The organism is Candidatus Aegiribacteria sp., assembly GCA_021108435.1.
Classification (GTDB): Bacteria; Fermentibacterota; Fermentibacteria; order Fermentibacterales; family JCC-6; genus Aegiribacteria.
In genome coordinates, this window is sequence record JAIOQY010000214.1 from 1 (window position 1) to 13,485 (window position 13,485).

Here is a 13,485-nt window from a genome sequence, read left to right on the forward strand (position 1 = left end):
AGAATACTATTATCAGGGGTTTATCTGTTTTGCGCAGAGCTCTTATTGCGGTATATGATGTATTGAAGTGCCCTAAGTGCGGAGGGAAGATGAAAGTCATCTCTTTCATAGAACAACCGTTTGTCATCAGGCGCATCCTGACACCATCATTGCCGGTTGCATGGAGTGCTTGACTATGTCAAAAACATCTTGATCTCTGGGAAGCCCCAAGGCCCCCGCCAGAGCCTCTGGAACTGGTATGTGAACCCGATGCGGATTACATTCCATGGCAGGACGATGTTCCGGGATCTCCCGGGAACCACGAATGATGAGCTATGCTGGTTTCCTGAAATAGAGGTTGGGTAAGTTGTCAGCGATTCGGCTTCACGGGGGACGTACATCCGTATACCGAGTCTCCAGTACACATCTGCCGGCAACGATGTTTGACTGCGGGTGTTTCACACCGTATGGTCAATTTCCGGGATTACCCGGGAACCACAAACTTCTGGCATGCTGGTTTCAGGCAAGAATCGGAGGTTTATCGGGACGAATTGGCTGCCTTACGGGCAGGTCATGGGATTGTGGGAAATCCATTGTCCTATTGATTCATCTCATCAGCCAGTTCCAGCGCATAGATAATAGGGTTACGATAAGTCCTCTTAACCTTTGAATCACTGAGACTTACTGGTAGTATATATTCCAGTTTGATAATCGGTCCACCCTAGGTTCGTGCAGGTAGATAAACGAGGCGCCAGTGCCACCCACCATTAAAACGACATGGGGCTACCCCACCGATGGGGGCACTTTCCGAATCTAAGTACATAACGCTCTTACTCTCAGTCTATAGATTGCAAAGTTTCTGAAATACGATAGTCATCAGTGCCAATATCCTACTGAATTCTCCGACCATTTCAGTGATGCCGCTTCCAGTAGATGTATCATCATCAGGGTTGATTAGTCGGAATATAAACTCAATCTAATTTCATTTATGCTCAAACCAGTAAAGACTTGCTGTATACGGAAGCATCGTATAGAAATCCAACACCAGCCTGACCCTATCTCCCTCTGGATCATAAAGGCATTTGAATCCCGCAACCCAGTTGGCTGTGTACGAATCTTTGTAACGATTCGGGAAACGAATGTATGTGAAGTCAGACACATCTTCACTTGAATCGTTCACAACCAGCAACAGTATATCACCCGATACTGAATCTTCAAGGGCGATGAAATTGAGATAGTCATTTTCAGTATCCTGGTGCCAGCCTCCATCCTGGATGGCGTTTCGTACATCAGCAGTATCGAGTATCTCGTAATTATCATCAATGAGAGCAGATACGAAATCCGGATTAGATGTATTCTTCCCGGTGAGCGACTGAACGACATCGTGCAGTCTTCCAAGCATATCGGGATTAGTGGTCTCAACACTCGGTCCCCAGTTGAGAAGCAGAGGGGGGCACCTGTATGTACCTGATGGAGCGGAACTCCCTCCATTGCCGCACATCATGGTAAAATTAAGGGCTCTCATGTGAATCCCTCTGGAGCCGTGTACCAGTGATGTGGTCATCAGATAGAGAAGAGTGTCCGATGATGGGTAGAAAGTAACCTGACCATCCTGCCTTCTCCCTTCGCAACGGAGGTTGTGCATCAGACAGTTGCTTCTGGAAGTGCTGTCAATACCGTATACGAACATGGTATCCATAGCTACATGCATCTCCGCAAGAAAGTCAGATGAACTTTCAACTGGGATATCACTGTAGAGTAGAGTGAATTGGAATGGATAGTATGGTATAATATCTGGATTAGAAACAAGTGGTTCCCTGTACGTCTGTCTTACATTGTAAACCCTCGCCGCAGCAAGTAGCGGTGATTCATCTGATGCGATCTTCCGTGTAAAAAATGCATCAGTATCCATACTAATACTGATATCATCCCCTCCTCTGAAGTTAATACTTCCAGTACTTCGATATACTTCAGAACTATCACCAGGATAATCAAAGGAAACCAGCAGAGCGTCATCGTAGAATCTCATGGGCCTGAAGGAAGCAGCGTCGTTTATATCGAAGAAGTCGTAAGACTCCGGCAGATCAAAGGGAGAGCTTTCATAAACGGTCAGAGCGCTGTTTGGATTTCTTCCAGGGTTTGAAGCGAATTCAAGAACAGCCTTATTCAGGACACCTGCCGTGAGATGACAGATGTAATCCATGCCTGCGGTGAAGCAGGGGAAACTTTTTGTCTGTCTGGCTATGAATGATGTTTCATCCCACTCAAAAAGGTTTGTGAATTCATCGGATACCGCCCACTCGGATTCATTTATGCCCTGAGGAACGTATTCATAGATGGACTGATAGTTACCACTGCTGTCAATCATGATAAACCCGCTCTGATCGTCAGAATTATAAGACGACCATCCATTATCCGTTGGCCAGAATACGCCCCATACGGCTTTGGCTGGTTTAATATCAAGCCGCAAGCCCAGGGTATCACCGGTAACATCATTGAACTCTTCTGTGGTGTAATTCCATGCAAATATCCTGGCTCTGTCATAAAACTGTCCGCTTCGTCTGATTTGATAGCAGACAAGAATTCTCAGTTCACCGTGACTGATCAGGCTTCCCCGTCTTAAGGAATCCGTTGGATGATGCACCGGATAGTTATACTCTCCAACACAGGCAGTTGTAATTTCCCATGCATTTGCGGGCATTTCCAGTATGTCTTCGAGGAAAACCAGATCAGTACCGTTGTGGAAGATCACCATGTTTTCACCGGGGTCATCCTTATCGAAGAATACAACCGCTCCGTTCAGCTTATGCGAGTGGGAATCCCTATCGCCTACATCTGCTGCTCTGAAATCACTTGCTGCCCATACAGGATTATTCCGCAGTGACTGAGGCAGCAGGACACTGTCTATCCTGCTTACCTCAAGGGTATCAGTACGACTGGTTACATTCTCAAACTCAAAGACCCGGAACCAGCCGCTGTCGTCAACAGCGAAGATCTCATCCTGGTCTGCATAAGCTTCATAATCTATCGAACCGGAAGGCATAAGATTGGTAGCGCCTATTATCTCATCGAATTCGATCTGATCAGGATATGATCGATCATCGGGAGGACTGTACTTGCAGGGGTAATAGTCAAAGACAGGATACTCAAGTTCTCCGCTGAACAGTGGAATAGTTTCCCGGTACCAGAGGCTGTCTCCTTCCTGTGTTTTCCACCTGCACACGAATGTTCCGAATGGAAGAATATCACCGGATATTGAATCTCTGCTCAACTGTGCGTAATTCTCTACAAGGTTAGACCATGCTGTATCATGCAGACACTGATTCTCTCCGGGACCTTCATATCCGAGATCGGGTTCATCAAACCCAAATACTCCGATGAAATCTCCGGAGCTATCTGGCAATGTATAATCATAATCCATGTATTCAGAGAGGTAACTAATGACAGCGTCATTGTGCTCATAGCTGAAAACTGTTGTATCTGTCTTGAAGCCTCCAGCGATAAGATGCAGGGAATCTTCCCGAACTATCTCTGCGACATTGACAAAATAATGCTCGGGCTCCGGACCACTGTCCAAAGTTGGAGTGGCCATACGTAATATCTCGCCCCTCGCGTTGGCAAAATTCACTCCATGATCCCAGGCTTCCTTCATAAGCAGGTCTATTGCATTGTATGAACTGTCACACCCGGAGGATGATTCCCAGCCATAGCTTGCATAGTAATTGCGAAGCTCGAAAAAAGCAGTTCCTATATCCCATATAACAGGAGCGTATGTAAGTGTGTCGAACTGATTCGAAGGCATGCTGTCAAGATAAATGAAGTTGTTGCCGTGCCGTTCGTAGAAATTCGTCGCGCCGGATGAAGTGGCGAACAGCGTTGTGCAGATAAAGAGGAATATCATGAGTTGCAGTCTGAAGCTTTTCATTTTATACACCTTTCTAATTAACCAATATTCTTTTTATATCAAGAATACAACATTGTTATTCGTAATGTAAATAGTTACATTCAGTATATGAACGGAGTGTATACTGATCATGAAGAATTCAGTATTTCTTCTAATTGCCTTTTGCACATTGCTTACTGCAGACACTCTCCTCGTTCCCTCTGAATATCCTTCCATTCAAAGTGCTATCAGTGCTTCACAGGACGGTGATACAGTACTTGTGTCCCCCGGTGAATACGGAGGGCCCATCAGCTTCCAGGGGAAGAACATTGTTGTGATGAGTACATCTGGTCCCGAAAACACTCTCATTCGAACCTTCATGGACTTCCACTGCGTGATGTTCACAGGAGGTGAGGACAGCACCGCTGTACTTGAGGGCTTTACATTAAGGAACCAGATCTCCGATGGAACAACGTCGGGAAAACAAGAAGTTGTTGATTATGGCGGTGGACTTTACATCACAAACTCTTCTCCGACAATTCGGAATAATATCATCAAGGACTGCCTTGCTAAAACCGGAGCAGGAGTATACTTAGAGAATTCATCCATGTTCATGACAGACTGTACTGTCTACAATAATAATACATGGGTATATGGTGGCGGGCTCTTCATAGGAAGCTCTGATGAGAATGACCCTCCATGTATTATTGACTGCACAATTACGAACAATGAAGCTCAGTATGGTGGTGGATTTTATATCTGGGGTGATACAGCAATGGTTATCAACAATAATATCAGCGATAATTATTCTGATCATCATGGTGGTGGTATCGGTATAGATGGTTCAAATGTACTACTATGCAGTAATTACATTTCCGAAAATGATGGCGGGGACGGAGGAGGGATTTTCATAGGAAGCGGTATACCAACACTTATCGGAAATCTTATTGTTGAGAATACTGCTGGTCACGGTGGTGGTATTTATGAAGCTTCCGGTAGTACATTACACATTGTCAATAACACAATAGCGAGTAATATAGCAAATGGCTTAGGGGGAGGAATTGCCTCCGCTTCTGATACTCTTTATATAGATAACTCCATTCTCTGGGGTAATTCAGGCTCACTTGGCTCACAGATACTAATGGCTGAAGCTCATGTTTCAATTGAATATTGCGATGTTGAGTATGGAGAGGATTCTGTTTACAATTATGCTAGTTCCACTCTATACTGGGGTCTTGGCAACATCGATATCGATCCTCAGTTTGAGACGGGGCCTCTTGGTGATTATCACCTTTCATATGGTTCTCCCTGCATAGACGCAGGTAATCCCGCCTGGGAATACAACGATCCTGAAGATCCCTTTAATCCGGGTTACGCACTCTGGCCTGCAATGGGAACTACACGCAACGACATGGGAGCCTTCGGAGGAGGAGGAGTTAATTACTGGCTTACTGTTGAGGAGGAAGAATTTTCTCCAACTGAAACAGGGCTTGTATTAAAATCCTTCCCAAATCCATTCAGCTCATCATGTACTGTGTGTTATCAACTTGATGAAGCTTCACATGTGGTTCTTTCGGTGTTCGATCTTTCGGGAAGACTGGTTGAAATCCTTGTTGATGAGGTTGTTCCCGCAGGTATGTACTCTGAATATTTTGATGGCTCAAATCTCTGCTCAGGTATGTACCTGATAAGGTTGGTAGCAGGCGAACATGCCACTTCCAGGAGATGTATCATCATCAGGGATAATTAATCAGAATATAGAATCAGTTTACTCTCCCGTATACTAGAACCAGTACAGACTTGCTGAATTTGGAATTGATTAATTGAGCCTTATATAAGGATAGCATACGAGCATTAGTCCTCATGAAGATTTCTCAGGCTCCGCTCCGTCAGCAATCGTATCCATTACGAGGAATTCAGGAACGTGTATGACGAACGCTTCTCAAAACGTTACGGCTTCTGGCGTTCCGTCACCGATGAAGTAGTGGGGAAGTATCTGCAATGTGGTGATCCTCATTTCGGCTTTGCCAGGATCAGGTGCAGAGAATGCGGCGCTGAGTATCTGAGAGCCTTTTCCTGCAAATATCGCGGTTTCCGGGATCTCCCGGGAACCTCATGCTTCTGGTTATGCTGGTTTCAGGCAATAATCGGAGGTTTATCGGGACGAATTGGCTGCCTTACGGGCAGGTCATGGGATTGTGGGAAATCCTTTGTCCTATTGATTGCAGGTGTCAATCAAATGTACAATGTCACCGGATACAAGTTCATGGATGTGACCTTGAGGATGACAATTGCCTTCTGAATCTTTCCATTAGTTTTAAGGATGTCTTTCGATAAAGAAATGTATCTTCTGGCTAAAAGCCATATACACATATTACATTGAATTTCTATATATAATATGATAATAATGCATGGATGCAAGACCTGACCCTTGACATATGACCCTTGACATATGACCCTTGACATATGGAACTGAGTTACCTGACTCGGTAGTTGATCCATCCCCCGAGCAGAATCAGCGCTGCGCCTGCAAAAACAGCCAAACTCGGTATGGAGTTGAAGAACATTGTTTGCCAGAGCATTGAAAAGATCACGCTGAGGTAGCCGTATATTGCAACCTTGCCTCCGGGAGCATATCTGTATGCTGAAGTCATGAAAAGCTGTCCCGAAGCGCCGAAGATACCAATGCATATCAGGAGAATAAGTGATCGTGAATCCGGTATTACTCCGTTTCGGATAACAGACGGCAGAAAGACCAGCGACATCAGCACTGAGAACCAGAATACTATTATCAGGGGTTTATCTGTTTTGCGCAGAGCTCTTATTGCGGTATAGGCGCTTCCCGCGAATATTGCTGAGAGAAGGGCAAGACCTGCCGGAAGAGAAATCGGAATTACACCTGGTCGAAGTATTACCACGACTCCTACAAGTCCAAGAAAAAGTGCGACGATCTGTGCTTTTCTCAATCTTTCTTTCAGGAACCACCAGGCGAAAATAAGGACAAAGAAGGGGCTCAGCCTGTTAATTGTTACAGCCTCTGCAAGAGGTAAACCTTCAACAGCAGTGAAGTACGTAAGCATTCCAGCAATTCCGAAAATCGACCTTGCTCCCAGCAGGCGGACACTTCCCGGTTTCAACGGGATTCTCCTGAACAGCAGTATGAAAAGTGTGATGACTGCCGAAATCGATGCTCTCGCGAAGAGCTTCTGTGAAACGGAAACGCCAGCTTCAGTGGGAATGGCCTTCACACATACGGGAACCAGCGAGAGAAACAGAGTAGCGATTATCATGTAGAATGCTGCTCGCATACCCGAAGTCAGGTTCATCAGGGTATTCTGATCAGTTCGTATTTCATTGAGCCCATTCCGAATGATTCCGCAATTCTGAGTTGAAGCTCACCATCAATATCAGGACGGAACGCCATGAATTTATCATCTCCAGTATCAGCTTTCCCCGCAAGTGGTGAATTCGCGGCTGATGGGGCAGAGGTGACAAGATCCAGCGAAGCCTTATCCAGCGCGACAGGATCGGTGGAAGCCAGGATGCCTATGTCATCGACAAGGGGAGGATGTGTGTCATGCATGCAGTCGCAATCCGGAACCACTGCTGTGACGAAATTCACGTACAGAACAGGATTCGCGGTTTTCGCTACAACTGACGCGTATTCAACCATTCTTCTCATGAAGACATTCATTTCCTGATTCCAGCTGACCCTGATGGCACCTTCCGGGCAACGTCCGAGGCACTCACCGCAGCCGGTGCAGGATTCGGTGTTGATAACTGCGAATGCATTGATTGTAATAGCATTTGAAGGACAGTTAGCCGAACATATCCCGCATGCGGTACAACTGTCGCTTTTGATATTCGGCTTTACTGAAGAATGCTGATACAGTTTTCCGGCTCTGGAAGCGCATCCCATTCCCAGATTCTTTATCGCTCCTCCGAATCCGGTAAGTAGATGACCTTTGAAATGGCTGATTACAATCATGGCATCAGCGCTGCAGATTATCGAGGCGAGATGAGCTGCAGATGAATCGAATTCATCCGGCATTTCAATAAGAGTTTCATTCTCCCCGCGCAGGCCGTCGGCAACGATGAACGGCGGTGTGTCCGGGGTGCCGAATCCGTGTTCCGCAGCAAGACATATATAATCCGGAGCAGACATTCGGAGGCCTGGATAAAGTACGGTAGTGTCAGTGAGGAATGTCCGGTCTGCAGGGAAATTAAGAGCGTGTATGATTTTGTTAACATTTTCCGCGCTCACATATGATGTATTTCCCGCTTCACCGGGGTGAATTTTCACAGCGACAAAGTCCGTTACTTTCAATTTTGCTGCTGTTTCCAGATTCTCAAGCAGCTTTGTGAAAGCTCCGGGAAGATCTGTCTTTGCAGCTGACAGGAAAAAAACCTGAGGCATATTAACCTCCTTTAACCGGGTTCAATCTATTCATCATCCTTGCTTGCGGAATATACGCTGTTTATAGATTAGGGTATGAAATACCTGAAATGGGTCGAGATCGAGGAGTCAGCTCCCGACTGGAATCTGCGTCAGCTGAGGGCATGTTCGGAGAACGGACAGAATTTCCCTGTCTGTGCTGTCATTAAAGCCAACGCATACGGACATGGCGTTCGGGAGATTACAAGTCTGCTTCCCTCTGCTGCGTGGTTTGCCGTGAATTCCCTTGATGAAGGGCTCGAACTCAGACATTACGGAATAGAGCGTCCCGTCCTTCTGCTGGGTTATGTGTTGCTCGATAGACTTACTGAAGCAATTGAAGCTGATCTTCGTCTTACAGTTTACAATATCGAAACGCTTAAAAAGCTTAAGAAGACAGTAAATCCGGAAAAACCCGCCCGAGTTCATATTAAGGTAGAAACCGGTACAAACAGGCAGGGAATACTACCGGAGAATTTGCCGGAATTCCTCAATAGTGCGGCTCTAATTCCAGGAATAAAGATAGAAGGTCTGTCAACGCATTTTGCCAATATTGAAGATACTCTGAATCATGAGTATGCAGAGGTGCAGCTTCACCGATTCGAAGAAGTTCTCAGGTTAATCGGAGATTCGGGCGTTCATCCTGAAGTGATTCATACTGCGTGTACAGCAGCTGCTATACTATTTCCTGAGACTCACTTCAACATGTTGAGAACTGGAATCGGATTGTACGGCTTATGGCCTTCAAGAGAAACATTCCTTTCTGCCCAGACTGCCGGAAGACAGGTACCTGATCTTAAACCTGTTCTTTCATGGAAAACGAGAATTGCTCAGATAAAGACAATTCCATCAGGAAGTTTCGTAGGGTATGGATGCACATTCAGGACAAATAGAAAGACAAGGCTTGGAGTGTTGCCTGTAGGTTACGCGGATGGTTACGACAGGGGGTGTGGAAACTCCGCTCATGTGCTGATCAGGGGGAAACGTGCTCCGCTTCTTGGAAGAGTGTGCATGAACCTGATAATGGTTGACCTTACCGATATCCCCCACTCCCGCCTGGAGGATGAGGTTGTGCTTCTCGGAAAAGATGGGGACGAGATTATCTCCGCTGAGATGATGGCCGAATGGGCAGGTACAATAAATTACGAAATCGTTACCCGTATCAGTCCGTTCATGCCCAGAGTGATAAAGAGAGGAAAAGAAAGTGTACATTGATGTGATAGGTGTTGATGGGTCAAAACAGTATGGATGCTGTCTCTGTTCGATGCTCCTTGGCGAGTCGGTCCTGCTTGATGCGGGATCAGCGTCCATGCTTTCAGGAACACAACAGGATAATGTTGAGATGGTTCTTCTTACCCATGCCCACCTCGATCATGTACTTGAACTGGGTTTCATGATTGATGCTACCGTTTCTCGCAGAGATGAACCTCTGAGGGTTATGGGAAGCAAGGCATGTCTTGATGTGGTCAAAAAACACTATATGAACGATCTGCTGTGGCCGGATTTCAGCAGAATCAAAACCTCCCGTGGTCCGGCTCTTGTCTATGAAGCGATGAAGGACAGGGAATGGTTTGAGCTTCCAGGGGGAATCAGAGCCTGGTCAGAACCGGTTTGCCATAGCGCCGGCGCCAGGGGGTTCCTGTTCCGATCAAGTACTGGTTCCATCCTGCATACAGGTGATACGGGGCCAACAGAGACTCTCTGGAAAAGAGGAGCAGAACTTGGTGATCTTTCAATGGTTATTGCGGAAGTATCATTTCCGGACAATCAGACCGATATAGCTATTGCCAGTAATCACCTTACACCAGCTCTTCTGGAGAACGAACTGAAGAAACTGAACAAGCCTGATGTGCCCGTGTATACGTTTCATCTCAAACCATGGCTGAGACATGAGATCGAGCGGGATCTTGCACGGAGATTCCGCGACAGAGTAGTGGTACTCCGCCGGGGCGACAGACTGGAATTCTGATTCAACCATCTATCTTCGGAATATCCACCCGAAAGGAACTTCTTTGATGAAAACCGGTCTTGATCGATTAAAGCGTGACATGCTTCCCGGCAGATGTATTGGACTGCTTTCCCATTATGCTGCTGTAGATTCACAGTACAGATTGTCAGTTGATGTGCTTGCCGGGATGGATGGAATAGAACTTACCGCGCTATTCGGACCTCAGCACGGGTTCTATGGTGAGACTCAGGATAACATGATCGAGTGGGACGGTTACACTCATCCTGACTACGGTATCCCGGTTCACAGCCTTTACGGGAATACCCGTGAACCCACGTCTGAAATGCTGGAGGGACTGGACTGCCTTGTAGTTGATCTTCAGGATGTCGGGGCCAGGTATTACACCTATGTATACACAATGGGATACTGCATGAGGAAATGCTCCGAACTCGGGATTCCTGTAATCGTACTCGACAGGCCTAATCCTCTTGGAAATTCGATTATTGAGGGAAAACCACTGCTGCCGGGGTACGAATCGTTTGTCGGCCTTTACCCTATTCCGGTTCGTCATGCGCTGACAATTGGAGAACTCGCAGGATTGTTTGCCCGTTTTGACGGAATTCCTGTGCCCGCAGTTATTGAAATGACCGGATGGGACGGCTGTGGAATTTCCGATGAATATGCCTGGGTTTATCCTTCACCAAACATGCCTTCACCTGATACTGCCATTGTTTATCCAGGAATGTGTCTGCTGGAAGCGACAAATCTTTCCGAGGGTAGGGGAACCACAAGACCGTTCAACGTATTCGGAGCCCCATGGATTAATGGGAAAGAACTCTGTTCCAGGCTGAATGGAACCATATGGACGGAGGGTGCAGTCCTCAGACCACATGCCTTTCTGCCCACATTCAACAAACACACTGGAGTGATGTGCTATGGCGCTGAAATCCATATTATCGACAGATCCTGTTTCAGATCATTGAGAACGGCACTGGGCATTCTTCTGGAAACTTTCAGATATTCACAGACCCGGTGGAATCCTCCGCCATACGAGTATGAATTTGAAAGAATGCCCGTAGATATTCTTACGGGAAGTTCGGAAGTGAGAGAGGCTGTGAAAGCAGGAAACAAGAGTGTTCTAATTGAATTTGCAGAGGGTGATCCTGCCGGTCACACGGAACTGACCAGAGGGGTCTTACTGTACGATAGGGGATTTCTCAGGTGAAAATCGGAATATTGTCAGACATCCACGGTAATCTTCCTGCTCTCGAAGCTTCCTGGGATCTGTTTGAGACTGAAGAAGTTGAGCAGGTTGTCTGCCTTGGTGATCTGGTTCAGTTCGGTCCTTATCCCGGAGAAGTAATTGATTTCGTGAGGCAGCACGATATGGATGTTGTTCAGGGCGACTGCGACAGGGCGGTTGCAAAAGGCAGGAGTGATATCGGAGATAATTACCCCAACATACACTGGGAGCAGCTGGCCCGGAAAACACTTCAATGGACAAAAGAAAATATCACGGATTCTCAGAGGAAGTTCCTTCGAAAGCTACCCTCTGAAATAAGGTATCAGATCGGAAGCAGGAGGATCCTGTGTGTTCATGGTCTTCCAGGAAAAATCTCCAGTGGCATTCAGGCGAACATACCGAACGAGGTTTGTGACCTTCTTTTCAAAAGAAACTCCTGTGATGTGCTTGTTCTCGGGCATACTCATGAGATGTTTCTCAAAGGGCGTGGTTCTCGGATGATAGTCAATCCAGGCAGTGTCGGCGGTGGTACAATTCCGGGCGAAGCAACTGTGGCTGTGATTGAAGTAGATGAAGAAAACACTACAACATCGGTCTGCTGGCACCGCGTTCCTTACAATATTCAGAAATACGTGACGAAGTACAAAGCGGAAGGTCTTCCGGAGATATTTCTCAGGTGTATTCTCCTTGGCAGAGATCCCAGGGGAGAATGGCATACAAAAGTATGGAGGCAGAAATGGGCAGAACAATAGTTGAGAAAATCATGTCCTCTCACAGTGGAGATGATTGCAGAGCAGGTGATGTCGCTTGGATCAAGATTGACAACAGAACAGCCAGAGATTTTGCCGGAGCGAGTGTAGTTGCAAATCTGGAGAAATACGGGGGTGATTCTCCAATTAACGATAAACAGAAGACATTTTTCACATTTGACTGTAATGTTCCAGCGAATACAATTCCCTATGCCAACAACCAGCACAGAATCAGATTGTTTGCCAGGAAGTATGATCTTGAAGTTTTCGATGTTGATGCCGGAATAGGTTCACATATAGTAATAGAAGGCAAATTCGGAAAACCTGGTACAACCACGGTCGGAACGGACAGCCACCTTAATATCATGGGTTCGGTCGGTGCGTTCGGTCAGGGAATGGGTGACGTGGATATTGCCTATGCCTTCAAGACCGGGAATGTGTGGTTCGAGGTGCCGCATACGGTGAAAGTTACTCTTGAGGGAATACCTGCGCAGGGTACAGAGGCAAAGGATGTTGCACTGGCAATGCTCCGGAGATTCAACAGCCATGAGCTTCTCGGGAAGGCCGTTGAGGTTTACGGTCCCTGGATTACGAAAGCTACACTGGAAGACTGTATCACTTTTTCAAGCCTTGCCACCGAGATGGGTGCCATTATCGGTATGATTCCACCAAATGATAACGTACTAACTTTTTTCGGTATATCAAGGGAAGAAGCAGTTTATGCAGATTCCGACGCGGAATATTCAGAAGAATACGTACTTGATATCAGCGGGCTTGAGCCCCTGATCGCAGCTCCGCCAAGCCCATCCAATGTTTCACCTGTATGTGAGCATAGTGATGTAAAAGTCGATGGTGTATTCATAGGCAGTTGCACCAACGGAACCTATCAGGATCTGAAGTATGCCTCCGAACTTCTTAAAGGGCGCAAGGTAGCTCCCGGAGTCATGCTTAAAGTTGTTCCCGCAACGAGAGAAACGTGGTCGAGATTGCTTGATGAAGGACTTCTGAAGGATATTTTCGACGCTGGGGGAATCATCAGTAACGCGGGTTGTGGAGGGTGCGCATCGGGTCAGATCGGTATGACCGGCGAGAGAGAAATTCAGGTAAGCACATCCAATCGTAACTTCAAAGGCAAGCAGGGCAGGGGAAACACTTATCTTGCCGGTATCGGAACGGCCGTTGCCTCAGCCGTGCTTGGAAGAATTGCGTCAGTGCATGAACTGAAGGAGGTGCGAACATGACTCGCGA

Annotated in this window: 10 protein-coding genes; 7 read left to right on the forward strand and 3 right to left on the reverse strand. The window is 46.7% G+C overall.

From position 1 onward, the window contains the following. Positions 1-961: 961 nt before the first annotated feature. Positions 962-3,904 carry a hypothetical protein gene (locus K8R76_13185; protein ID MCD4849129.1) on the reverse strand — a complete coding sequence of 981 codons (2,943 nt, stop codon included), beginning with the start codon at positions 3,902-3,904 and terminating at the stop codon, positions 962-964. Positions 3,905-4,013: 109 nt separating this feature from the next. Between K8R76_13185 and K8R76_13190 the strand changes: the two genes are divergently transcribed. Both K8R76_13190 and K8R76_13195 read left to right on the forward strand, forming a co-directional pair. Continuing rightward, positions 4,014-5,612 carry a T9SS type A sorting domain-containing protein gene (locus K8R76_13190; GenBank protein ID MCD4849130.1) on the forward strand — a complete coding sequence of 533 codons (1,599 nt, stop codon included), beginning with the start codon at positions 4,014-4,016 and terminating at the stop codon, positions 5,610-5,612. A gap of 174 nt (positions 5,613-5,786) precedes the next feature. After that, positions 5,787-6,164, forward strand: a complete 378-nt coding sequence (locus tag K8R76_13195) for a transposase zinc-binding domain-containing protein (protein ID MCD4849131.1) — start codon at positions 5,787-5,789, stop codon at positions 6,162-6,164. Positions 6,165-6,339: 175 nt separating this feature from the next. On the opposite strand, the gene K8R76_13200 is transcribed toward K8R76_13195, so the two are convergent. Then, on the reverse strand, positions 6,340-7,188 hold the full coding sequence (locus K8R76_13200) for a DMT family transporter (protein ID MCD4849132.1): 849 nt from the start codon (positions 7,186-7,188) through the stop codon (positions 6,340-6,342). After that, positions 7,188-8,279, reverse strand: coding sequence for a DUF362 domain-containing protein (locus K8R76_13205; protein MCD4849133.1), 1,092 nt, complete (start codon positions 8,277-8,279; stop codon positions 7,188-7,190). Before K8R76_13205 ends, K8R76_13200 begins: the two co-directional genes overlap by 1 nt. Positions 8,280-8,354: 75 nt before the next feature. On the opposite strand from K8R76_13205, the gene alr reads away from it, so the two are divergent. From alr to K8R76_13230, 5 genes are read left to right on the forward strand one after another with little or no spacing between them, the layout of a single operon-like run. Continuing rightward, positions 8,355-9,512, forward strand: coding sequence for an alanine racemase (alr, locus tag K8R76_13210; GenBank protein MCD4849134.1), 1,158 nt, complete (start codon positions 8,355-8,357; stop codon positions 9,510-9,512). Then, positions 9,502-10,266: a 3',5'-cyclic-nucleotide phosphodiesterase gene (locus K8R76_13215; GenBank protein ID MCD4849135.1), complete on the forward strand. Its 765-nt coding sequence runs from the start codon at positions 9,502-9,504 to the stop codon at positions 10,264-10,266. The genes alr and K8R76_13215 overlap by 11 nt, the downstream gene beginning before the upstream one ends. A 46-nt stretch (positions 10,267-10,312) precedes the next feature. After that, positions 10,313-11,470, forward strand: coding sequence for a DUF1343 domain-containing protein (locus tag K8R76_13220; GenBank protein ID MCD4849136.1), 1,158 nt, complete (start codon positions 10,313-10,315; stop codon positions 11,468-11,470). Beyond that, the gene (locus K8R76_13225) at positions 11,467-12,240 is read left to right on the forward strand and encodes a metallophosphatase family protein (protein ID MCD4849137.1); all 774 of its coding nucleotides are present in this window, start codon (positions 11,467-11,469) and stop codon (positions 12,238-12,240) included. The genes K8R76_13220 and K8R76_13225 overlap by 4 nt, the downstream gene beginning before the upstream one ends. Further along, complete coding sequence (locus K8R76_13230) at positions 12,225-13,478, forward strand: 3-isopropylmalate dehydratase large subunit (protein MCD4849138.1); 1,254 nt, start codon at positions 12,225-12,227, stop codon at positions 13,476-13,478. Before K8R76_13225 ends, K8R76_13230 begins: the two co-directional genes overlap by 16 nt. Positions 13,479-13,485: the final 7 nt, after the last annotated feature.